This is a genomic window from Streptomyces sp. NPDC049954 (genome assembly GCF_040656295.1).
GTDB lineage: Bacteria > Actinomycetota > Actinomycetes > Streptomycetales > Streptomycetaceae > Streptomyces.
Map to the genome: position 1 here is coordinate 86885 of NZ_JBFALS010000011.1, position 20907 is coordinate 107791.

Genomic DNA, 20907 nt, shown 5'->3' on the forward strand with positions numbered 1-20907 from the left:
CCGTCCAGTAAAACTAGCACTGCTAATTAACGGGCCGTCCGACCTGAGGGGGCGGGCGGCGCGGGTACCGGGGAGTGTCCCGTCATGAACCTTGAGCTGAGTGAGGAGCAGTCGGCCGTGCGCCGGCTCGCGAAGGACTTCGTGGACCGCGAGATCGTCCCGCACGTGACCGCCTGGGACCGCGCCGAGAGCGTGGACCGCTCGGTCGTCGGAAAACTCGGCGAGCTGGGCTTCCTCGGACTGACCATCGACGAGGAGTACGGCGGCTCGGGCGGCGACCACCTCGCGTACTGCCTGGTGACGGAGGAGCTGGGGCGGGCCGACTCCTCGGTGCGCGGGATCGTCTCGGTCTCCCTCGGACTGGTCGCGAAGACGATCGCCGCGTGGGGGGACGAGGAGCAGAAGCGGCGCTGGCTGCCCGGTCTCACCTCGGGCGGACAGCTCGGCTGCTTCGGGCTCACCGAACCCGGTACCGGCTCCGACGCGGGCAACCTGTCCACCCGCGCGGTGCGGGACGGCGGCGACTGGCTGCTGAGCGGCACCAAGATGTTCATCACCAACGGCACCTGGGCCGACCTCGCCCTCGTGTTCGCCCGCACGGGAGGGGCGCCCGGCCACAAGGGGGTCTCCGCCTTCCTCGTCCCGGCCGACAGCCCCGGCTTCGGCCGCCGGACCCTGCACGGGAAGCTGGGCCTGCGCGGACAGGCCACCGCCGAACTCGTCCTGGAGGACGTCCGGGTGCCCGGCTCGGCGATGCTCGGTCCCGAGGGGAAGGGTTTCTCCGTCGCCATGTCGGCGCTCGCGAAGGGCCGTATGTCGGTCGCGGCCGGCTGCGTGGGGATCGCCCAGGCCGCCCTGGACGCCGCCGTCGGCTACGCGAAGGAGCGCGAGCAGTTCGGCAAGCCGATCGCCCGCCACCAGCTCGTCCAGGAACTCCTCGCCGACATCGACGTGGACGTGGACGCCGCCCGGCTGCTGACCTGGCGCGTCGCCGACCTCATCGACCGGGGTGAACCCTTCGCCGTCGCCTCCTCCAAGGCCAAGCTGTTCGCCTCCGAGGCCGCCGTCCGGGCCGCCAACAACGCGCTCCAGGTCTTCGGCGGCTACGGGTACATCGACGAGTACCCGGTCGGCAAGCTCCTGCGGGACGCCCGTGTCATGACGCTGTACGAGGGCACGAGCCAGATCCAGAAACTCGTCATCGGCCGTGAGCTGACCGGGGTCTCGGCCTTCTGAGAGCAGCCCCCGGCCGAACGGTCCACGCCCGTCGGCCGCGGCCGCCCGTGCTCGGCGGGTGCGGGCCGACGGCGTCCGGCCCGGGCGGCCGGGGCGCGGGGAGTTGTGGAAGCAGGTGCCGAGCGGCGCGGCCACGGTGTCCGGCGCCGCTCGCGGATCGGAGCGGCGGATCTCGACGGTGTGCGGACCGGCCGCTCCGAGCGGTTGGGCGGTGGATCTCGGCGATGGCGCGGGGCCCGGCGTGCTTGGCCTCCCGTGTGGTGACCGACGACGGCCTCGGCCTCGGTGCTGTGCGCTTCCCGGAGGTCACCTCGTCGGCGCGGGTCGCCGCAAGGCCCGGCGTGCCCCGGCCTCCCGTGTGGTCGCCGGATGGTCCGGCGCGCTACGCGGGGTCCCAGGGCGGACGAGTACGGGGAGTGGACGCGTCAGGAGCACGTACTCCTCGCCTGTTTTCGCATCCGCTCCCTCAAGGCGGTGGCCAACTGCTCCTTGCGCTCGAAACGGCGGTGGATCGAAGCGGCCGAAGACACCGGCGCTCCGCGACGCCCGCTCCTCCGCGACGCCCGTGATCGTCATTTCCTCCGGGCCGCCCGAACCAGTGAGTTCCCCGACCGCCCGCAGTACCGAGGCGAGTTCACCGGCGGGACGACGGTGCTGGAGGCGCGGGGCCTGACGGCCGGCGAGTTCCTGGCCTGGATGGAGACCGCCTTCGCCGACGAGGACGTCCTGCTCGCCGCGCACCCCGAGCGCTACGCGATGGTCGACCAGCCCGACGGTTCGGTCCGCGTGGTGGAGAACATCGGCCCCCACGTCTGCTCCTTCCTCATGGGAGGCTGGGGCGCGGGAGAGACGGCCTGGGCGGCGGACGCCGCGGAACTCCTGCCGGAACCGGATGTTCCGCACGAGCGGGCCTCCAACCTCTCGCTGGACGACGGCACGGTCGTCGGCCGGGTCCTGACCCAGTTCGGCGACACCGGCGAGGGCTTCTCCTGCCGCCTGACGGTCTACCTGCCCGCCTCGTGCCCCGACGGGATCCTGGACCACCCCCGCAGGCGCGCGTGCGGGGGATCTGAGTACGGCCTGAGTACGGGGACGGATGGGCGCCGCCCGGTGCGGCGCCCATCCTCTCCCTATGAGTGAGACACCCGTCAAGAGCCGGCCCACCGGGGCGTACTACGGCCAGGCCGTCGCCTCCTTCGCCATCGCCCTCGGGGCCTCCGTGCTCGGCATCGCCCGGCTGGACGCGGACGCCTGGGTCCGGGGCTTCCTGGGCATCGCCGTGCTGTTCCTCGTGACCTCGGCCTTCACCCTGGCCAAGGTGATCCGGGACCGCGAGGAGGCCGGGCAGATCATCAGCCGCGTCGACCAGGCGCGCCTCGACAAGCTGCTCGCCGCCCACGATCCCTACGCCAACGGCCCCGGAACGCTCTGACCTCCTGGCCGGCTCCCGGCCCCCGCGCCTCGTCCCGCACGCCCACGTCTAAGCGCTCGCTCAGTTTTGGGGATAGGGTGTCCGTCCGGTGACACGCGGACGGCGGAAGGGGCGAGCGATGAGCGCGGTGGAGCGGTCTGCGGACGAGGCGGGGAACCCGGGCGGGGGCCCCGGGGCCGATACGGAGGAGCCCTGGGGCGAGGTCGCGCCCGAGGCCGCGCGGCGGCTGCTGGTCGCAGCCGTCGAGGCCTTCGCCGAGCGCGGCTACCACGCGACCACCACCCGTGACATCGCGAGCCGGGCCGGGATGAGCCCGGCCGCGCTCTACATCCACTACCGGACCAAGGAGGAGCTGCTGCACCGCATCAGCCGGGTGGGCCACGACAAGGCCCTGTCCGTGCTGAGCGAGGCCGCCGACTCCCCGGGGGACGTCTCGGCGCGTCTGTCCGCGGCGGTCCGCTCCTTCGTCCGCTGGCACGCCGAGCACCACACGACGGCCCGCGTCGTGCAGTACGAGCTGGACGCGCTCGGCGAGGAACACCGCACGGAGATCGTCGGGCTGCGCCGCCGCACCGAGGCGGTCGTCCGGGACGTCATCGAGGACGGAGTGCGCTCGGGCGACTTCGACGTGCCCGACGTCCCCGGCACGACCCTCGCGGTCCTCTCGCTCTGCATCGACGTGGCCCGCTGGTTCAACGCCTCGGGCCGCCGCACCCCCGACGAGGTCGGCGCACTGTACGCCGGGCTCGTGCTGCGGATGGTGGGGGCGGCGGCGGAAGGCGCCTGAGACCGGCGGCGGGCAGGCGTGACGGTTCGCCGGCGCGGGCGGGCTCGGGCAGGTGCGGGTCCCGGCGTCAGCCGGCGGACAGCGGATGCGGGCGGGAGCCGCTCACGGGCAGCGGGTGCCGATCCGAGCGACTCCGCCGCCCGCAGCCCGGCGGCACAGTCGGTGGGGGTTCACAGATAGAAGCGGCTCACCGACTCCGCGACGCACACCGGCTTCTCGCCGCCCTCGCGCTCCACCGTGAAGGCCATCGCGACCTGCACCCCGCCCGGCACGTCCGTCACCTCGCTGATCCGGGCCGTCGACCGCAGTCGTGAGCCCACCGGGACCGGGGCGGGGAAGCGCACCTTGTTGGTGCCGTAGTTCACGCCCATCTTCACGCCCTCGACGGCCAGGAGCTGCGGGGCGAACAGCGGGAGCAGCGACAGCGTCAGGTAGCCGTGCGCGATCGTCGTCCCGAAGGGGCCCTCCTTCGCCTTCTCCGGGTCCACGTGAATCCACTGGTGGTCCCCGGTGGCCTCCGCGAACAGGTCGATGCGCCGCTGGTCGATCTCGGTCCAGTCGGTGTACCCGAGCTGCTCCCCGACCGCCCCGCGCAGCTCCTCCACCGAGGAGAAGACCTTCGGCTCCGCCATGACAACCGCCTCTCCGGGGACAGGTCCCCGTCTTTCGTCCGGGCATTTCTAAGCGCTTGCTCAGCATTGCCCGCCGGTGTTCCGCTGTCAACGGACGGCCCCGCGAACGAACGGTTAGGGTCGGTCGCGTGCCGCAGATTCCGAACACCGTGCATGAGCTGACCGTCGGGCAGGTGTCGGCCCGCAGTGGGGCCGCCGTGTCCGCCCTGCACTTCTACGAGGCCAAGGGCCTGATCAGCAGCCGCCGCACCTCCGGCAACCAGCGCCGCTACGGCAGGGACGCGCTGCGCCGCGTCGCGTTCATCCGGGCCGCGCAGCGAGTGGGCATCCCGCTGGCCACGATCCGCGAGGCGCTGTCCGAACTGCCCGAGGAGCGCACGCCCACCCGGGAGGACTGGGCCCGGCTCTCCGAGGTGTGGCGCACCGAGCTCGACCAGCGCATCAAGCAGTTGCACCGGCTGCGCGACCACCTGACGGACTGCATCGGCTGCGGCTGCCTGTCGCTGGAGACCTGTGTCCTGTCCAACCCGGACGACGTCTTCGGGGACCGGCTCGTCGGCTCCCGGCTCATGGCCGCCGGGCGCGAGGCCGAGAGCTGACCTCGCCCCCGGCCGGCGAAAGGCGTGGACAACTCCTTTCGCACACCGCAGGGTTGGCGCACAGGCGCGTCCCTGCCCCGAGCGGCGCCCAAGGCGGGGGCCAATGGCGGCCAACCGCACGGCGGACCGAGGACGGACCGGCACGCGGACACGTACCGGGGGAGGAGCAGGGCGCAGCGCCGGCGGGCCCCGCCTCCGCCCGCGCCCGGCGGGCCCCCTCGCGAAAGGGCTGTACCGGACGGCCGAGGCGCCGGCCTTCCTGCTGGAACTCGCCGCGCTCGCCGCCCTGTCCTGGTGGGGAGCGAAGCGGGACCCCGCGGCGCTCGGCGTGCCCCTCGCCCTTCTCCTCCCGCTCCTGGCGGCGACCGTGTCGGGCGCTTTCGCGGCGCCCCGCGCGCGGGGCCCGCTTCCGCTCGCCGGGCTTCTCGCCGTGAAGGCCCTCGCGCACGGCGCCGCGACGCCCGCCCTGGCCCTCGTCGGCCGCCGGTCGCCTGCCGGCGGGACGCGAACGCCCCCTCCCCGCGCCGGCTCGCGGGCGGCGCGGGCGCGGGCACCGGCACCGAGGGGGGGGCGCTGGGCGACGGCTGAAGGGCCGATGCCGGCAAGGCCCGTACGGAGGTGATCGGCCGGGCCGGGGGCACAGGAACCACGAGAACGGGCACAGTGCCCGTGACCGCCCGCGGGGACACGTGGCCCCGGCGCCGACCCACGTCACCGCGCTCACTCACGTATCAGCGCTCACCCACGGTCCCGGCGCCGGCGCACGCCTCGACGACCGGCACGGTGTGAGAACGACCGACGACAGGAGTCACCCATGGCGAACGCCCCGCTCCCGTTCACCCTCTCCGGCGTGGTGCTCGACTGCCCCGACCCCCGGGAACTGGCCGGTTTCTACGAGCGGCTGCTCGGCTGGCCCCGGGTCCAGGACGAGGAGGGCTGGGCGAAGATCGTGCCCCGTCAGGGCGGCACCGGGATCTCCTTCCAGGCCGAGGCGCACTTCACCGCCCCGGTGTGGCCCGCCGCGCCGGGCGCCCAGCAGATGCAGGTGCACCTGGACTTCGAGGTCGCCGACCTGGCCGCCGCCGTCGCGCACGCCGTGGACTGCGGGGCCAGGCTCGCCTCGTACCAGCCCCAGGACGACTGCCAGGTGCTGCTCGACCCGGTCGGCCACCCGTTCTGCGTGTTCCTGCCGGGAGCCTGAGCGGGGGACCGCCCCGGCCCGCGCGCGCCCACCGCGAACGGCCCACCAGGGCGCGGCGGCCCGGAGGGACCGGCCTCTGGGGCTCCGGGTCTCCGGGCCGGGGCGCGGGCCACCGCCGTACCCGCGCGGACTCACACGCCGACGAGTGCCCGGCCGTCGCGCCGGGCCCGCCGTACCGCCTCCTCCGTGAGGACCGGACGCGGTACGGCGATCCCGCAGCGCACGCACAGCGCCGCCGAGGACGGTTCGTGGTCCAGGCCCTCGTGCCACCGCAGCGACTCACCGGCGCACACCGGGCAGCACCTGCCCGGCGCGCGCTCCAGCGCGCGGATGAGGCGGCGCAGCACTTCGGCGAGCGGCATACCGGGATGGACGCCGGGGTCCTCGCACCAGGCCACCCCGAAACCGCCCCAGGTCATCCGGTGCCAGTCGTCCACGGCGGCGGGCCGGCGCAGCCCGTCGTGCTTCTCGCGCCGCCTGCGCTGGGCGAACTCGCTCTCGTAGCGCAGCCAGACCTCCCTGGCCTCCTCCAACTCCTCCAGCGCGCCCAGCAGCCGCCAGGGCTGCGGAGCGCGGTCCTGCGGGCCGAAGCCCCAGCGGGCGCACAAATGGTCCCAGGTCGCCCGGTGCCCGTACGGGGCGAACCTCTCCAGGCACTTGCGCAGCGAGTACCGCCGCAGTGCCAGATCGTTGCGCGGATCGCGCGCCTGTCTCGCGAGACTCCGGAATCCGGCCATCAGCCCTGCACCTCCGTCACCCGTACCCGGCATCGTCCAAGGGACGTCGCCGGATAGACGTATCGGCCCCCGGTTCGGCTCCATCGCCTGCACGGCAGCGGCCCCCGGCAGGGGTACGGCGGAGGCGAAAACCAGGTCCTCCGGGGTCTTCTGCCCGGGCGCTACCGGCGGTAACGTCCCGCTCACCGTCGTCGGGAGGAGCAAGAATGCGAAAGCCGCCACCCCCGTACCGGCCGCCCTGTCCACCGCATGCGCACCACCGTCCGTGCCACCGCCCGCACCACCGCCTTCGTCGCCACAGCCGTCCTCGCGCTCACCGCGGGCCTGATGTCCCCGGGGCGACCCTCGCCGAGATCCTGGCCCACCAGGTTCTCGGCACCCAGCCCCAGCACGCCGAGGACCAGCTCGGTCCCTACGACGCCCTTTCCTCCGGCTACCCCTCCCTCACCGATGCACGGCTCGGAGATTTCTTCGACGACGCCTCCTTCGGAGTGAGTGCGGCGCAGACGGGGTCCGTCACGAAGCCGCGCGGGGACGTCACGATCACCCGGGACAAGCAGTACGGCATCCCGCACATCAAGGGCACCACGCGCTACGGAACCGAGTTCGGCGCCGGTTACGCGGCGGGCCAGGACCGGCTGTGGCTCATCGACCTGTTCCGGCACATCGGACGCGGCGAGCTGACCTCCTTCGCGGGCGGCGCCCTCGCCAACCAGGGCCTGGAACAGGAGTTCTGGCCGCAGGCCCCGTACACCGAGGACGACCTCCAGAAGCAGGTCGAGTACATCCGCTCCCACAACGGGGAGCGCGGCAAACAGGCGATGGACGACGCCCAGGCGTACATCGACGGCCTCAACTCCTACCGGGACAAGGCCAAGAAGGGCCGCTACTTCCCCGGGGAGTACGACCTCACCGGGGAAGATCGACCCCGTCACCAACGCCGGGGACATCGAGCCCTTCGAGGTCACCGACATGATCGCGCCGGCCTCCGTGGGAACTGTGCGACCCCGACGGTGCCGCACCGTCCAAGGACGCCACGTACTACCGCTACCACGGCACCTGCAAGCCGATGGAGAAGCTGGAACGCGTCAACTCCTGGAAGCCGACGCTCGCCGACTCCACGGCCAAGGGCTCCTACCGCATGCAGGTGTACCGCACCGAGTACGGCGTCGTGACCCACCGCGCGACCGTCGAGGGGAAGCCGGTCGCCTACACGGCGCTGCGCTCCACCTACCGCCACGAGGCCGACTCGATCGTCGGCTTCCAGATGCTCAACGACCCCGGCTACGTGAGCGACGCGAAGAGCTTCCAGCAGGCCGCGCAGCACATCAGCTGCGCCTTCAACTGGTTCTACGCGGACTCCAGGGACATCGCCTACTACAACAGCGGCGCCAGCCCGCGGCGTCCCGCCGACGTGGACCCCTCGCTGCCACTCAGGGCCGAGCCCGCCAACGAGTGGCAGGACTTCGACCCCACCGACAACACCTCCGCGCGGACCCCGCCCGAACAGCACCCGCAGTCGGTCGGCCAGGACTACTACGTCTCCTGGAACAACAAGCAGGCCAAGGGCTACACGGCCGCCGACTTCAGCCTCGGCGCCGTGCACCGCGCCGACCTGCTCGACGACCGCGTCAAGAAGCTCGTCGCGCAGGGCGGAGTGACCCGCGCCGCCCTGACCCGGGCCATGGCCGACGCCGCCGTCACCGACCTGCGCGGCGAACAGGTCCTGCCGGAACTGATCGAGGTGCTGCGCAGCGCACCCGTCACCGACCCCGCCCAGGCCGCCGCCCTGCAGCAACTGGAGTCCTGGCAGGCCGACGGAGCCCGGCGCAAGGAGACCTCGAAGGGCTCGAAGACCTACGCGCACTCCGAGGCCGTACGGCTCATGGACGCGTGGTGCCCGCGCCTGGTCGAGGCCGAGTTCCGGCCGGGACTCGGCGACGCGCTGTACTCCTCGCTGACCGCGCAGCTCACTGTCGACGAATCGCCCTCGGCCGGTCACGGGCCGACCGGGGCACACGCCGGCTCCGCCTTCCAGTACGGCTGGTGGGGATATGTCGACAAGGATCTGCGCAAGGTGCTCGGACAGCCCGTCAAGGGCGCCCTCGGCGCGGACTACTGCGGCGCCGGGGACCTGTCCGCCTGCCGCGCCACCCTCCTGAAGACCCTCGGCGAGGCCGCCGCCGTCCCGGCCGACGCGGTCTACCCCGGCGACGACACCTGCCGGGCCGGCGACCAGTGGTGCTCCGACGCGATCGTGCACCGCGCTCTCGGCGGCATCACGCACCAGCCCTTCCAGTGGCAGAACCGCCCCACGTACCAGCAGGTAGTGGAGTTCCCGCAGCACCGGTAGGGGCCAGAGGGCGGGGGCGCGTCGCGGCGGCGCGCCCCCGCGCCTTCACCCCAGTGCGCGTTCCCGGGTCTCCGGAAGCGCCAGGACGCACAGCAGCGAGACGACCGCCATCGCTGACACGTACCAGCCCACCGAGGCCGAGCCGAAGGCGCTCTGCAGGCGGGTGGCGACGAGCGGGGCCACCGCACCGCCGAGGACCCCGCCCAGGTTGTACGCGAACGAGGCCCCCGAGTACCGCACCCGCGCCCCGAACAGCTCCGGCAGATAGGCGCCCATCGGGCCGTACACGACGCCCATGCAGAACAACGCCCCGCCCAGGGCCAGCGCCACGAGCAGCGGCCGGCCGGTGTCCAGCAGCGGGAACAGCACGAGACCCCACACCGCGGCGAGCGCCGAACCCGCCAGCACCAGGCGCCTGCGGCCCGCCCCGTCGGAGCGGGTCGCCGCGATCCAGGTCCCGGCCGCCAGGAACAGGCAGGCCACGAGGGAGGCGACGAGCATCGTGTTGCGCGGGATGCCCAGCGTGCCCGTGCCGTAGGACAGGCAGTACGTCGTCGCCGTGTAGAAGAGGCCGTAGGCGACGACCATGCCGCCCGCGCCCAGCAGGATCTCCCTCGGGTGCCTGCGGAACACCTCCAGGGCGGGGGCGCGGCTCGCCTCCTGGTCCGCCATGACCTTCGCGAACACCGGGGTCTCGCTGATCCGCAGCCGGACGAACAGGCCCACCGCGACCAGCAGGAAGGACAGCAGGAAGGGCACGCGCCAGCCCCAGGCCCTGAACGCCTCGTCGTCGAGCGTCGCCGACAGCGCCCAGAAGATCCCGGTCGCCGCGAAGAAGCCTACGGAAGGCCCGAGTTGGGGGAAAGCGGCGAACAGCCCCCGCCGGCCGCGCGGGGCGTGCTCCACCGCGAGCAGGGCCGCCCCGCCCCACTCCCCGCCCAGGCCCACGCCCTGCAGGAAACGCAGCAGGACCAGCAGCACGGGTGCCCACACGCCGAGCGTGCCGTAGCCGGGCAGCAGCCCCACGCAGGCCGTGGACAGGCCCATCAGCAGCAGCGAGGCCACGAGCACCGACTTGCGGCCCACCCGGTCCCCGAAGTGCCCGAAGACCAGGGAGCCCAGCGGCCGCGCCACGAAGGCCACCGCGTACGTCGAGAACGAGGCGAGCGTCGCGTTGACCGGTGAAAGGGTCGGGAAGAAGGCCGCGTTGAGCGCGAGCGCCGCCGCCGTCCCGTACACGTAGAAGTCGTAGAACTCGATGGCCGTCCCGATGAAGCTCGCGACGGCCACCCGGCGCAGGCTCTCCTGGTGACCCCCGTCCTGCCGCTCCCCGGCGGCCGGGGCCCCGACGGCAGGAGTCCCGGCCGACGGAGCCCCGACGGCAGGAGCCTCGGCGGCGGGGGATGCTGAGGTGATCTCGTCCTTGAACACGTCCGCACTGTCCCGGTGCGTGCACAGGGCAGTCAATCACCGGGACGAGTGATCCCACATCGTGAGCCGCACGATCGGAAGCCGTGTGCGAAAGCCCGACTCACCGGTACAGCAGGTACTTTTCCCGCGTACGGCGGAAGGCGGACAGCTCCGCGCGCCACGCGCCCGTCACCCGGTCCAGGTCCGCGCCCGCGTCGATCAGGGTGCGCACCGAGGTGGAACCGGTCAGTTTGTCGATCCAGTCGTCCTCGCGCCAGGCGAAGCCGCTCCACACCCTCCGCGCCGTCACCAGCAGCCCGATGCCGGTGCGTACCGGGTCGAACGCGGCCCGGTCGTGCACGTGGATCTGCACGCCGCCCACGGTCTTGTCGGCGAACTTCGAGAAGGTCGGTGCGAAGTACGCCTCCCGGAAGTGCACGCCCGGCAGCCCCAGCGCCTCGGCCGCCGCCGCCCACCGGCCGTCGATCCCCTCGGCGCCCAGGAGTTCGAAGGGGCGCGTGGTACCGCGGCCCTCCGAGAGGTTGGTGCCCTCGAACAGACAGGTGCCGGGGTAGACGAGCGCGGTGTCCGGGGTCGGCATGTTCGGGCTCGGCGGCACCCACGGCAGCCCCGAGGCGTCGAAGAAGTCCGCGCGCCGCCAGCCCGACATGAGCACCGTCTCCAGCTCCACGGGCTTCGCCAGGAACTCGCCGTTGAACAGCAGCGCCAGTTCCGCGACCGTCATGCCGTGCTGCTGGGCGATCGGTTTGCGCCCCACGAAGGTCGCGAACTCCTCGTGCAGTACCGGGCCGAGGGCCGCGCGCCCGGTCACCGGGTTCGGCCGGTCCAGCACCACGAACCGCTTCCCGGCCAGCGCCGCCGCCTCCATGCAGTCGTACAGCGTCCAGATGTACGTGTAGAAGCGGGCGCCCGCGTCCTGGATGTCGAAGACGACCGTGTCCACGCCGGAGGCGGTGAAGACGTCCGCGAGCTCCTGACCCGACTTCAGGTACGTGTCGTAGACCGGCAGCCCGGTCGCCGGGTCCTCGCTTCTGCCCTCGGAACCGCCCGCCTGCGCCGTGCCGCGGAAGCCGTGCTCGGGGCCGAACACGGCCTTGAGGTCCACCCGGTCGTCGGCGTGCAGGACGTCGACGATGTGCCGCAACTCCCGCGTCACCCCGGTCGGGTTGGTCACGATCCCGAGCGCGCGCCCCGCGAGCCGGCGGTAGCCCTCGGCGGCCAGCCGCTCGAAACCGGTGCGCAGCGCACCGCGGCCCGGGTCCCCGCCCCCGCCGTGGCCGCTCGCCGAGGCCGGGGCGAGGCTCCCGGCGGCGAGCGCGCCCGCCGCCCCGGTCGCCGCGAGCAGCCCTCTCCTGGACAGGTTCATGTGGTGCCCTCCGTGATCGCGGACGCTGTCATGGCCACGCACGCTAGCGCTCGGACCCCGCGAGGGGAACGAGGCGTACGGGACGCGTGGGCCACAAGAGGCGGGGCACGCGGAGGGGCCGCGGCGGGACGGCGCGGCCGAAAAGGCCATGTCCGACCCCTTTCCCGACCACATACCGACTGGTTAGTCTGCCAGGGCAGTCGTCGAGTCGAAGGAGACCGATGGTGGAATCCGTGCAGGGTGCGGCCGTGGTCGTGACCGGTGCCGGCAACGGGATCGGGGCGGCGCTCGCCCGCCGGTTCGCCGCCGAGGGGGCCCGGGTCGTGGTCAACGACCGGGACGCCGCCCGAGCCCACGAGGTCGCCCGGGAGATCGGGGCGCGGGCCGTCCCCGGTGACGCCTCGCGGATCGTGGAGGAGGCCCGCGCCGCGCTCGGCGGGCACGTCGACATCTACTGCGCCAACGCCGGACTCGGCTCCGAGGGCAGCGAGGCCGCCCCCGAACAGGTGTGGGCCGACGCGTGGGACGTCAACGTCATGGCCCATGTCCGCGCCGCCCACCTCCTGCTCCCGGACTGGCTGGAGCGCGGCGCCGGGCGCTTCGTGTCGACCGTGTCGGCCGCAGGACTGCTCACCATGATCGGCGCCGCCCCCTACAGCGTCACCAAGCACGGCGCTCACGCCTTCGCCGAATGGCTCTCGCTCACCTACCGGCACCGGGGGCTGAAGGTCCACGCGATCTGCCCGCAGGGCGTACGCACCGCGATGCTCGACGCGGCCGGCAGTGCGGGGGAACTCGTACTCGCGCCCACCGCCGTCGAACCCGAGGACGTCGCCGAGGCCCTGTTCGCCGGGATGGCCGAGGACCGCTTCCTGATCCTCCCGCACCCCGAGGCCGCCGCGTACTACCGCGCCCGCGCCGAGGACCCCGACCGGTGGCTGACCGGAATGAACCACCTCCAGCAGAAATGGGAGGGCACGCAGTGAACGCCCCGCACCCCGCACAGACCCCTGCCCCGACCGCGCCGGGCTCGCCCGCCCGGCCCTCGGCGGACGCTTCCGCCGCGTCCTCCCTCTACGCGGCCAAACCGTGGCTGGGTCTGCTCAACGACGCCCAGCGGGCCCCCGTCGAGCCGCCCGTCAGCGTCGTGCACGCCTTCCGGGCGCAGGCCGCGGCCCACCCCGGGCGCACCGCCCTCGCCTACTTCGACGGCCGCCTCGACTACGCCCGGGCAGACGCGCTGTCCGACGCGGTCGCCGGACGGCTCGCCGCCCGCGGCACGGGCCCCGGCGACCGGGTCGCCCTCATGCTCCAGAACACCCCGCACTTCGTCCTGGCCCTGCTCGGCGCGTGGAAGGCGGGCGCCGTCGTCGTCCCCGTCAACCCCATGTACACGAGTGGCGAGGTGCGGCACGTCCTGGCCGACGCCGAGGCCGGCGCCCTGATCTGCTCCGGCCGGGCCTGGGAGAAGTACCTGCGCGAAGCCGTCGAGGGCACCACCGTCCACACGGTGTTCACGGCCGAGGAACACGGCTTCCAGACCCGGGACGACCCGCGCGTCCTCGGCTTCCCGCGCGGCGGGCGGCCCGCGGACACCGAGGACCTGGAGGAGGTCGCCCGGGCCGGGCACCCCGCCCCCGCCGTACCGCTGCCCGCCTCCGGCGACACCGCCCTCATCAGCTACACCTCCGGCACCAGCGGCACCCCCAAGGGCGCGACCAACACCCACGGGAACATCGCCTACAACGCCGAACGCCAACGCACCGGCTCGGGCATCGCCGAGGGGGCCTGCTACTTCGCGCTCGCCCCGCTGTTCCACATCACCGGCATGGTGTGCGAACTCGGCGCCTGCCTCCTCAACGGCGGCACCCTGGCCCTCGCGTACCGCTTCGAGGCGGGCGCCGTGCTCGACGCCTTCGCCGAGCACCGTCCCGCCTACACCGTCGGCCCCGCCACCGCGTTCATGGCGCTCGCCGCGCGCCCCGAGGCCACGCCGGAGCACTTCGCCTCCTTCCGCCTCATCTCCTCCGGCGGCGCCCCGCTGCCGCCGGCCCTGGTCGACACCTTCCAGGCCGGATTCGGCCCCTACCTGCACAACGGGTACGGGCTCACCGAGTGCACCGCGCCCTGCGCCTCCGTCCCGCCGGGGCTGCGCGCCCCCGTGGACGAGGCCTCGGGGACGCTCGCCGTCGGCGTCCCCGGACCGGACACCGTCGTACGGATCGTGGACGACGAGGGCCGGGACGTGCCCTTCGGCGAGCAGGGCGAGATCGTCGTGCGCGGCCCCCAGGTCGTGCCCGGCTACTGGCGCCGCCCCGAGGCCACCGCCGAGTCCTTCCCGGACGGCGAACTGCGCACCGGGGACATCGGGATCATGGACGCCGAGGGCTGGCTCTACGTCGTGGACCGCAAGAAGGACATGATCAACGCCTCCGGCTTCAAGGTGTGGCCCCGCGAGGTCGAGGACGTCCTCTACGGCCACCCCGCCGTACGCGAGGCGGCCGTGGTCGGCGTCCCCGACTCCTACCGGGGCGAGTCGGTCAAGGCGTACGTGAGCCTGCGCGAGGAGGGCGCCGCGAGCGCCGAGGACCTCGTCGCCCACTGCAAGGAACGGCTCGCCGCCTACAAGTATCCCCGGCACATCGAGATCCTGCCCGAGCTGCCCAAGACGACGAGTGGGAAGATCCTGCGACGGGAACTGCGTTCCCGTACCAGCTGACGCGCGGCGGACGACCGGCCGGCGCGCCGGCTCGCGGAGGCTGACCCGAACGACCGGAAAGGCAGGTGGCGGCAGTGCCCAGGACGACGGACGGGGACGGCACACCCGTGCCCCAGCGGCTGCTGGCCGCCGCCACCCACCTCTTCGCCGAGCAGGGCTACGACCGCACCTCCGTTCAGGAGATCGTCGAGGCCGCCGGGGTCACCAAAGGCGCCCTCTACCACTACTTCGGCTCCAAGGAGGACCTGCTCCAGGAGGTGTACGCCCGCGTGCTGCGCCTCCAGCAGGAGCGCCTCGACGCCTACGCCGGCTCCGCCGAACCGGTCGGGGAGCGGCTGCGCGCCGCCGCCGCCGACGTCGTCGTCACCACGATCGACAACCTCGACGACGCGGCGATCTTCTTCCGCTCGATGCACCACCTGAGCCCGGAGAAGAACAAGGAGGTGCGCGCCGAACGCCGCCGCTACCACGAGCGGTTCCGGGCGCTGATCGAGGAGGGCCAGCGCCAGGGCGTCTTCTCGGCCGCGACCCCCGCCGACCTCGTGGTCGACTACCACTTCGGCTCGGTCCACCACCTGTCCACGTGGTACCGCCCCGAGGGCCCGCTCACCCCGCAGGAGGTCGCCGACCACCTCGCCGACCTGCTGCTGAGAGCACTGCGGCCCTGAACGCGAACGACCCCCGGGGCCCGGCCCCGGGGATCGCCCCCATGTGCGGCGCAGTCACAGGTACTTCTTCAGTTCCCGCCGGGCCAGCGAGCGCTGGTGCACCTCGTCGGGGCCGTCCGCGAGCCGCAGCGTGCGCGCCGCCGCCCACAGTTCGGCGAGCGGGAAGTCCTGACTGACCCCGCCCGCGCCGTGCAGCTGCACCGCCTTGTCGAGGATGTCCACGACCGTGCGCGGCGTCGCGATCTTGATGGCCTGGATCTCGGTGTGCGCGCCCTTGTTGCCGACCGTGTCCATGAGCCACGCGGTCTTCAGCACGAGCAGCCGCAACTGCTCCACCGCCACCCGGGAGTCCGCGATCCACTCCTGGACGACGCCCTGCTGACCGAGCGGTCTGCCGAAGGCCGTACGCGAGACGGCGCGCCGCGCCATCAGCTCGATCGCCCGCTCCGCCATGCCGATCAGCCGCATGCAGTGGTGGATGCGGCCCGGGCCCAGCCGGGCCTGCGCGATGGCGAAACCGCCGCCCTCCTCGCCCACGAGGTGCGAGACCGGGACCCGCACGTGGTCGAAGACGACCTCGGCGTGCCCGCCGTGCGTGTGGTCCTCGAAGCCGTACACCCGCATCGCCCGCCGCACCTCGACACCGGGGGCCTCGCGCGGCACGAGCACCATCGACTGCTGGCGGCGCGGGTCGGCGCCCGCGGGGTCGGTCTTGCCCATCACGATGAAGACCGCGCAGTCCGGGTTCATCGCCCCGGAGATGTACCACTTGCGGCCCGTCACGACGTAGTCGTCGCCGTCCCGCTCGATGCGCGTCTCGATGTTCGTCGCGTCCGAGGAGGCCACGTCGGGCTCCGTCATCGCGAAGGCCGAGCGGATCTCGCCCGCGAGCAGCGGCTCCAGCCAGCGCTCGCGCTGCCGCTCGTCACCGAACTGCGCGAGCAACTCCATGTTCCCGGTGTCCGGGGCCGCGCAGTTCGTCGCGATCGGCGCGAGATGCGGGCTGCGGCCGGTGATCTCGGCGAGCGGCGCGTACTGGAGGTTGCTCAGCCCCGCCCCGTACCGGGCGTCCGGCAGGAACAGGTTCCACAGCCCCCGCCGGCGCGCCTCGGCCTTCAGCTCGTCGACGATCGCGGGGGTCCGCCACGGCGAGTCGAGGGCCGCGCGCTGCCCCGGCTCGACCTGCTCCGCGGGGTACACCTGCTCGTCCATGAAGGCGAGCAGCCTCGCGCGCAGCTCCTCGGTGCGCGCGTCGAAGGCGAAATCCATGGGTCAGCCCTCCTTCAGGGTCGCAAGGCCGTGCTCGACGAAGACGGGAACGAGGTCCCCCATGCGGTCGAAGCCCGCGCCGACGGTCTGCCCGAGGGTGTACCGGTAGTGGATGCCCTCCAGGATCACGGCGAGCTTGAACCACGCGAAGGCCGTGTACCAGGACACCGCCGACACGTCGCGGCCCGAACGTGCCGCGTACCGCTCGATCAGCTCGGCGGGCGAGGGGTGCCCGGGGGCCGCCGCGCTCGTGCTGATCGGCGAACCGGGCAGTTCCAGCGGGACGCTGTACATCGACAGCAGCCCGAGGTCGGTCAGCGGGTCGCCGAGCGTCGACATCTCCCAGTCCAGTACGGCCGTGATCGCGCCGTCCTCGCCGACCAGCGCGTTGTCGAGACGGAAGTCGCCGTGCACGACGGTGGGCGCGGGGGAGGCGGGCAGCCGTGCGGCCAGCCCCTCCTGGAGCGCGTCGACGCCGGCCAGCACCCGGCTGCGGGAGGCGTCGAGCTGCTTGCCCCAGCGGCGCAACTGCCGCTCCAGGAAACCCTCCGGCCGCCCGAAGTCCCCGAGGCTCGCGGCCCGCGGGTCCACCGCGTGCAGGTCCACGAGCGTGTCGACGAGCGAGAGGACGGTGGCCCGGGTGCGTTCGGGGCCGAGCGAGGCGAGCTGTTCGGCGGTGCGCAACGGCGTCCCGTCCACGAAGTCCATGACGTAGAAGGGGGCGCCCAGCACCTCGGTGTCCTCGCACAGCAGGACCGTGCCCGGCACCGGCACGGCCGTCTCCGCGAGCGCCGTCATCACCCGGTGCTCGCGGAGCATGTCGTGGGCGGTCGCCAGGACGTGCCCCAGCGGCGGTCTGCGCACCACCCAGCGGCCGGTGCCGTCCGTCACCGCGTACGTCAGGTTGGACCGGCCGCCCTCGATGAGCCGGGCCGACAGCGGCCCGGCCACCAGACCGGGGCGCTCCCGGTCCAGATGCTCCCGCAGACGCACCGGGTCCAGTCCCGGCGGATGCTCCCCACTCATGCGCGACTCCCTCGATCGGCGCGGCGCCCGTGCGCGTACGGGCCCGCAAGAGCATCATGCCGACCAGTCGGTATGTCGTCCAGGGGGCCGCACGGGACCGGGCCGTGAAACGCCCCACGCCCGGTGGCCGCGCCCGGCTCCCCGCCCGGCCCGCCGCTCAGCTCCCGTCGGCCGGGCGGCCCAGCAGCGCGCCGAGCCGGCCGGCCTGCGCGCGCACCGCGCCCTGCGGATTCCTGGGCCGTTTCGGATCGTCCTGCGCGAGCAGCAGCAGCCACACCAGCGCGACGAGCCTGCGGCACTCCAGCAGCCGAAGCCGCTCCCCCCGGTCCAGCGCGACCAGCGAGCAGAACGCCTCCGCGTCGAATTCCGTGTCCCGCTCCACCCAGGAGCCGACGTGCTCGGTGATCTCGGCGAGTTCGTAGGCCAGGTCGCTGCGCCCCGACTCCTCGAAGTCGACGATCCGCACCCGCTCGCCGTCCCACAGGAAGTTCGCGAGGTTCCCGTCACCCTGCCCGAGGACCGGCCGCAGACCCGCCTGTTCCGCGAGGTCCGGCCACGGCCGCTCCAGCCAGCGCATCCCCTCCGCGAGCACCTCGGCGACCTCCGGTTCGCGCAGGGCGGCCGGGCGCCGCGCGTGCCACTGGTGAATGCGCGCGGTGACCTCGGTGCGCGCCGAACGCCGCTCGGGAAGCGCGATGACGGCCCGCTCGGGTACGCAGCCCAGCAGCCGGGTCACCGACTCGGCGAGCGCCGCCGTCTGCCGCGGCCCCACCCGGGTACCCCGCAGCGGGGCGCCGGGGACCCTGCTCATCACGAGGAACGGGTCGGGGTCGTCCGGGTCGAAGCGCAGCGGGCGCGGAGCGAGTCCGGGCGCGTGCCGCTCCAGCAGGCGCAGGGCCCGCCACTCCCGCTCCGGGCCGCCCGGGTGCGGATGCCGATAGCGTTTGCCGACCTCCTCCTGTCCGAGTCTCAGTTCGTGCGTGTGCCAGCGCGGCGCGGATCTCCGGGTCAGTACCGTCACGGGATCAGAGGATCACGGCGGCGGCGCACAGCGCCATAGCGAGGACGCACCCCACGCACACCGCCGCGCTCACGGCGGTCAGGGCCGACGGGCGGCGCGCCGTGAGGGCCCGCGCCCGGTACTGGGCGAGTGCGAGGAAACCCAGCCAGGCCAGCGCGCAGCCGCCCGCCGCGTACGATCCGCCCCCGGCGAGCGCCGACTTGAGCGCGAGCACGGCCGCGACCGAACAGGACAGGCTCGTGCGGCGCCAGGCCAGCCGGGTGCGCTCCGGCTGAAGGCCCGGGTCGCGGACCCCGGCCGGGCCGCTCATCCCGCCCAGCCGAACAGCACGATCACCACCATGGCGACCGCGACGGCGGCCACCACGAGGCTCAGCAGCACCGGGAACCGCGTCACCGGAAGGTCCTCGCCGCGCCGCATCGCCCGCTCGCAGCGCACCCAGTGGTTGACGGCGCGCAGCGCGCACAGCACCCCGCTCGCGATGAGCGCGAGCGCGAGCCCCGCCCGCCAGGCCCACCGCAGGTCCGGCAGGAACTGGTCGACGGCGAAGCCCCCGCCGATCAGCGCGAGCGCCGTGCGCACCCAGGCCAGGAAGGTGCGCTCGTTGGCCAGCGAGAAGCGGTAGTCCGGGGTGTCGCCCTCCTCGGCGATCCGCGCCGGGGCGAACCAGCGGGCGAGCGACCGGCCGGGGGACTGCGCCCGCGCGGCGGAGGCGGCCCCGTCTCCCGGCTGCGCTCCGTCTCCCGGCTGCGCCCCGCCCCCGGGCTCAGACGGCACCGTGTCCGCCTTCCCCGGCCGCCGCCTCGCGGTGCGCGCGCAGCCGGTGGTAGGCGGCGAGGCCGTCCGGCACCCAGTCCCAGGAGCCGAGCAGTCCGTCCACCTCGGCCTCGGGCAGGAAGTCGTACCAGTCGATCTCCTCCGGCTGCGGCCGCACGGGCCGGGTGCAGCGCACCTCGTACACCGCCGACCACCAGGACCGCGCGGGCCGCTCGCCGGGCGCGGCCGGCTCCTCGTACAGGAAGCGGAACAGGGGCACGGGCCGGTCGAGACCGGACACGCCCAGTTCCTCCTCGGCCTCGCGCAGCGCCGCCTCGTCGTAGCTCTCCCCGGCCCCGACCACGCCGCCGACGAACATGTCGTACATCGAGGGGTACGCGAGCTTGACCGGGGTGCGGCGGTGCACGAACAGCCGGCCCTCCCCGTCCCGGACCTGGACGAAGGCGCAGCGGTGCCGCAGCCCGCGCGCGTACGCCTCACCGCGGCGGGCCTGTGCCACCACCCGGTCCCGGTCGTCGACGATGTCGAGCAGTTCGTCAGCGGGGTTCGCAGTCATGCCGTCATCCAATCACCGCCCCTCCCCGCTGCCCGGAGCCCGGTGGGCCGGGCGGCGCGGTGTCGGGTCTCAGCCCGCCCGCAGGTCCTTCCTGGCGTGCGGCGGGGAGGAGCCCGAGGGCATCGCGGGGTGCCGGCCCAGCAGGACGATGCCCAGGACGATCGCGGCGAGCCCGACGGCCTGCCAGGCCAGGGCGCCCGTGTCCATGCGCAGTTGGTCGCCGAGGAAACCGACCCCGCACACGATCCCGGCCAGCGGCTGGGTCGCGGACAGGGCCGGCAGGGAGTTGCGCAGCGGGCCCGCCTCGAAGGCGCTCTGCACGAGGATCAGCCCGGAGACCCCGAGTACCAGCACCACGTACGGCTCCCAGGTGCTCAGCAGCGCCCCCCAGCCGCCCGAGCCGAAGTACTCGCCGCTGACCCGGGTCAGCGCGTCCTGCACGCCGTAGAGGAGACCCGCGCCCGTGGCCAGCAGGGCGGGGGCCGCCGTGAGCCGGGAGCGGCTCGCGAACGCGGCGAGCAGCAGGGCGAGGCCCAGCATGATGCCGATGATGAGCCAGCGGCGCAGCGGATCGGTGATCGCGTCCCCGCCGCGCGCCTGCCCCGCGAGGATGAACGCGGTCACCCCGCCGGTCAGCAGCGCGAGGCCGCCCCAGCCCTGCCGGCCGAGCGGCTGACCGGTCTGCCAGCGCGACAGGGCCATCGCGAACAGCAGGTTCGTCGCGAGCAGCGGCTCCACGAGGGAGATCTCGCCGTCGCCCAGGGCCAGCGCGCTGAGCACCATGCCGACGACCATCAGCCCGAGCCCGGCCAGCCAGCGCGGTTTGCGCATCAGGTCCAGCAGGATGCGCGGCGAGAGGAAGTCGTTGAGCGGGGCGTGGCGCGCGGCGTTCTGCTGGAAGACGAAGCCCGTGCCGAGGCAGAACGCCGCGGTCACGGCCAGGACGACAACCAGTACCGACACGGAGCGCACCTCAAGACCTGGCGGGGGGCGGCTACTGGGCAGACGATATCGTCCCGGCGACCCGCCTGCCCTCCGACTACCCGCCATCGGCAGGTTGACGCGGCATCGCCGGGTGCCCAAGATCTGACGCACCG

Annotated in this window: 21 protein-coding genes and 1 pseudogene; 11 read left to right on the forward strand and 11 right to left on the reverse strand. The window is 73.5% G+C overall.

Annotated features, from left to right (window positions below; translation table 11 throughout):
• Nucleotides 1–84 precede the first annotated feature (84 nt).
• The 4 genes from AB0J21_RS24685 to AB0J21_RS24700 all read left to right on the forward strand — a co-directional run bounded on the left by AB0J21_RS24685 (nt 85) and on the right by AB0J21_RS24700 (nt 3455).
• Nucleotides 85–1236: an acyl-CoA dehydrogenase family protein gene (locus AB0J21_RS24685; protein WP_363148268.1), complete on the forward strand. Its 1152-nt coding sequence runs from the start codon at nt 85–87 to the stop codon at nt 1234–1236.
• Nucleotides 1237–1605: 369 nt separating this feature from the next.
• Complete coding sequence (locus AB0J21_RS24690; RefSeq protein WP_363148269.1) at nt 1606–2376, forward strand: hypothetical protein; 771 nt, start codon at nt 1606–1608, stop codon at nt 2374–2376.
• Complete coding sequence (locus AB0J21_RS24695; RefSeq protein ID WP_363148270.1) at nt 2369–2668, forward strand: YiaA/YiaB family inner membrane protein; 300 nt, start codon at nt 2369–2371, stop codon at nt 2666–2668. The genes AB0J21_RS24690 and AB0J21_RS24695 overlap by 8 nt, the downstream gene beginning before the upstream one ends.
• Nucleotides 2669–2786: 118 nt before the next feature.
• On the forward strand, nt 2787–3455 hold the full coding sequence (locus AB0J21_RS24700; RefSeq protein WP_363148271.1) for a TetR/AcrR family transcriptional regulator: 669 nt from the start codon (nt 2787–2789) through the stop codon (nt 3453–3455).
• Between the two features lie 170 nt (nt 3456–3625).
• On the opposite strand, the gene AB0J21_RS24705 is transcribed toward AB0J21_RS24700, so the two are convergent.
• Nucleotides 3626–4087 carry a MaoC family dehydratase gene (locus tag AB0J21_RS24705; protein ID WP_363148272.1) on the reverse strand — a complete coding sequence of 154 codons (462 nt, stop codon included), beginning with the start codon at nt 4085–4087 and terminating at the stop codon, nt 3626–3628.
• A 128-nt stretch (nt 4088–4215) separates the two neighbouring features.
• Between AB0J21_RS24705 and soxR the strand changes: the two genes are divergently transcribed.
• The 3 genes from soxR to AB0J21_RS24720 all read left to right on the forward strand — a co-directional run bounded on the left by soxR (nt 4216) and on the right by AB0J21_RS24720 (nt 5887).
• On the forward strand, nt 4216–4686 hold the full coding sequence (gene soxR / locus AB0J21_RS24710; protein ID WP_363148273.1) for a redox-sensitive transcriptional activator SoxR: 471 nt from the start codon (nt 4216–4218) through the stop codon (nt 4684–4686).
• 103 nt (nt 4687–4789) lie between these two features.
• A complete protein-coding gene (locus tag AB0J21_RS24715) occupies nt 4790–5308 on the forward strand; it encodes a DUF2568 domain-containing protein (protein ID WP_363148274.1) in 519 nt (172 codons plus the stop codon).
• Nucleotides 5309–5500: 192 nt separating this feature from the next.
• Complete coding sequence (locus tag AB0J21_RS24720; protein ID WP_363148275.1) at nt 5501–5887, forward strand: VOC family protein; 387 nt, start codon at nt 5501–5503, stop codon at nt 5885–5887.
• A 131-nt stretch (nt 5888–6018) separates the two neighbouring features.
• Here the strand turns inward: AB0J21_RS24720 and AB0J21_RS24725 are convergent, their stop codons facing one another.
• Nucleotides 6019–6624 (reverse strand): hypothetical protein, encoded by a 606-nt coding sequence (locus AB0J21_RS24725; RefSeq protein WP_363148276.1) that lies wholly within the window; start codon nt 6622–6624, stop codon nt 6019–6021.
• Nucleotides 6625–6951: 327 nt separating this feature from the next.
• On the opposite strand from AB0J21_RS24725, the pseudogene AB0J21_RS24730 reads away from it, so the two are divergent.
• A pseudogene (locus tag AB0J21_RS24730) lies at nt 6952–8977 on the forward strand (penicillin acylase family protein).
• Nucleotides 8978–9022: 45 nt separating this feature from the next.
• Here AB0J21_RS24730 and AB0J21_RS24735 read toward each other — a convergent pair.
• Both AB0J21_RS24735 and AB0J21_RS24740 read right to left on the reverse strand, forming a co-directional pair.
• A complete protein-coding gene (locus AB0J21_RS24735) occupies nt 9023–10276 on the reverse strand; it encodes an MFS transporter (RefSeq protein WP_363148385.1) in 1254 nt (417 codons plus the stop codon).
• 232 nt (nt 10277–10508) lie between these two features.
• A complete protein-coding gene (locus AB0J21_RS24740; RefSeq protein ID WP_363148277.1) occupies nt 10509–11774 on the reverse strand; it encodes a DUF1343 domain-containing protein in 1266 nt (421 codons plus the stop codon).
• A gap of 221 nt (nt 11775–11995) precedes the next feature.
• On the opposite strand from AB0J21_RS24740, the gene AB0J21_RS24745 reads away from it, so the two are divergent.
• From AB0J21_RS24745 to AB0J21_RS24755, 3 genes are all read left to right on the forward strand, one after another.
• A complete protein-coding gene (locus AB0J21_RS24745; protein ID WP_363148278.1) occupies nt 11996–12760 on the forward strand; it encodes an SDR family oxidoreductase in 765 nt (254 codons plus the stop codon).
• Complete coding sequence (locus AB0J21_RS24750; protein WP_363148279.1) at nt 12742–14493, forward strand: AMP-binding protein; 1752 nt, start codon at nt 12742–12744, stop codon at nt 14491–14493. The genes AB0J21_RS24745 and AB0J21_RS24750 overlap by 19 nt, the downstream gene beginning before the upstream one ends.
• A gap of 74 nt (nt 14494–14567) precedes the next feature.
• A complete protein-coding gene (locus tag AB0J21_RS24755; RefSeq protein WP_363148280.1) occupies nt 14568–15161 on the forward strand; it encodes a TetR/AcrR family transcriptional regulator in 594 nt (197 codons plus the stop codon).
• A 54-nt stretch (nt 15162–15215) separates the two neighbouring features.
• Here AB0J21_RS24755 and AB0J21_RS24760 read toward each other — a convergent pair whose 3' ends face one another.
• The 7 genes from AB0J21_RS24760 to AB0J21_RS24790 all read right to left on the reverse strand — a co-directional run bounded on the left by AB0J21_RS24760 (nt 15216) and on the right by AB0J21_RS24790 (nt 20773).
• Entirely contained in the window at nt 15216–16430 is a 1215-nt protein-coding gene (locus AB0J21_RS24760; RefSeq protein WP_363148281.1) for an acyl-CoA dehydrogenase family protein, read from the reverse strand.
• Between the two features lie 3 nt (nt 16431–16433).
• On the reverse strand, nt 16434–17456 hold the full coding sequence (locus tag AB0J21_RS24765; RefSeq protein ID WP_363148282.1) for a phosphotransferase family protein: 1023 nt from the start codon (nt 17454–17456) through the stop codon (nt 16434–16436).
• Nucleotides 17457–17613: 157 nt separating this feature from the next.
• Complete coding sequence (locus AB0J21_RS24770; RefSeq protein WP_363148283.1) at nt 17614–18477, reverse strand: aminoglycoside phosphotransferase family protein; 864 nt, start codon at nt 18475–18477, stop codon at nt 17614–17616.
• Between the two features lie 4 nt (nt 18478–18481).
• On the reverse strand, nt 18482–18787 hold the full coding sequence (locus tag AB0J21_RS24775) for a DUF202 domain-containing protein (protein ID WP_363148284.1): 306 nt from the start codon (nt 18785–18787) through the stop codon (nt 18482–18484).
• Nucleotides 18784–19128, reverse strand: coding sequence for a DUF202 domain-containing protein (locus AB0J21_RS24780; RefSeq protein WP_363148386.1), 345 nt, complete (start codon nt 19126–19128; stop codon nt 18784–18786). Before AB0J21_RS24780 ends, AB0J21_RS24775 begins: the two co-directional genes overlap by 4 nt.
• A 115-nt stretch (nt 19129–19243) precedes the next feature.
• Complete coding sequence (locus AB0J21_RS24785; RefSeq protein WP_363148285.1) at nt 19244–19810, reverse strand: NUDIX domain-containing protein; 567 nt, start codon at nt 19808–19810, stop codon at nt 19244–19246.
• A gap of 69 nt (nt 19811–19879) precedes the next feature.
• Nucleotides 19880–20773 (reverse strand): DMT family transporter, encoded by an 894-nt coding sequence (locus tag AB0J21_RS24790; protein ID WP_363148286.1) that lies wholly within the window; start codon nt 20771–20773, stop codon nt 19880–19882.
• Nucleotides 20774–20907 lie beyond the last annotated feature (134 nt).

What these genes read in the sequence shown, in the direction of transcription:
- AB0J21_RS24685 (WP_363148268.1), top strand. Translation starts at nt 85, where the DNA reads ATGAACCTTGAGCTGAGTGAGGAGCAGTCGGCCGTGCGCCGGCTCGCG.
- AB0J21_RS24690 (WP_363148269.1), top strand. Translation starts at nt 1,606, where the DNA reads ATGGTCCGGCGCGCTACGCGGGGTCCCAGGGCGGACGAGTACGGGGAG.
- AB0J21_RS24695 (WP_363148270.1), top strand. Translation starts at nt 2,369, where the DNA reads ATGAGTGAGACACCCGTCAAGAGCCGGCCCACCGGGGCGTACTACGGC.
- AB0J21_RS24700 (WP_363148271.1), top strand. Translation starts at nt 2,787, where the DNA reads ATGAGCGCGGTGGAGCGGTCTGCGGACGAGGCGGGGAACCCGGGCGGG.
- AB0J21_RS24705 (WP_363148272.1), bottom strand. Translation starts at nt 4,087, where the DNA reads ATGGCGGAGCCGAAGGTCTTCTCCTCGGTGGAGGAGCTGCGCGGGGCG.
- AB0J21_RS24715 (WP_363148274.1), top strand. Translation starts at nt 4,790, where the DNA reads ATGGCGGCCAACCGCACGGCGGACCGAGGACGGACCGGCACGCGGACA.
- AB0J21_RS24720 (WP_363148275.1), top strand. Translation starts at nt 5,501, where the DNA reads ATGGCGAACGCCCCGCTCCCGTTCACCCTCTCCGGCGTGGTGCTCGAC.
- AB0J21_RS24725 (WP_363148276.1), bottom strand. Translation starts at nt 6,624, where the DNA reads ATGGCCGGATTCCGGAGTCTCGCGAGACAGGCGCGCGATCCGCGCAAC.
- AB0J21_RS24740 (WP_363148277.1), bottom strand. Translation starts at nt 11,774, where the DNA reads ATGAACCTGTCCAGGAGAGGGCTGCTCGCGGCGACCGGGGCGGCGGGC.
- AB0J21_RS24745 (WP_363148278.1), top strand. Translation starts at nt 11,996, where the DNA reads ATGGTGGAATCCGTGCAGGGTGCGGCCGTGGTCGTGACCGGTGCCGGC.
- AB0J21_RS24750 (WP_363148279.1), top strand. Translation starts at nt 12,742, where the DNA reads ATGGGAGGGCACGCAGTGAACGCCCCGCACCCCGCACAGACCCCTGCC.
- AB0J21_RS24760 (WP_363148281.1), bottom strand. Translation starts at nt 16,430, where the DNA reads ATGGATTTCGCCTTCGACGCGCGCACCGAGGAGCTGCGCGCGAGGCTG.
- AB0J21_RS24765 (WP_363148282.1), bottom strand. Translation starts at nt 17,456, where the DNA reads ATGAGTGGGGAGCATCCGCCGGGACTGGACCCGGTGCGTCTGCGGGAG.
- AB0J21_RS24775 (WP_363148284.1), bottom strand. Translation starts at nt 18,787, where the DNA reads ATGAGCGGCCCGGCCGGGGTCCGCGACCCGGGCCTTCAGCCGGAGCGC.
- AB0J21_RS24785 (WP_363148285.1), bottom strand. Translation starts at nt 19,810, where the DNA reads ATGACTGCGAACCCCGCTGACGAACTGCTCGACATCGTCGACGACCGG.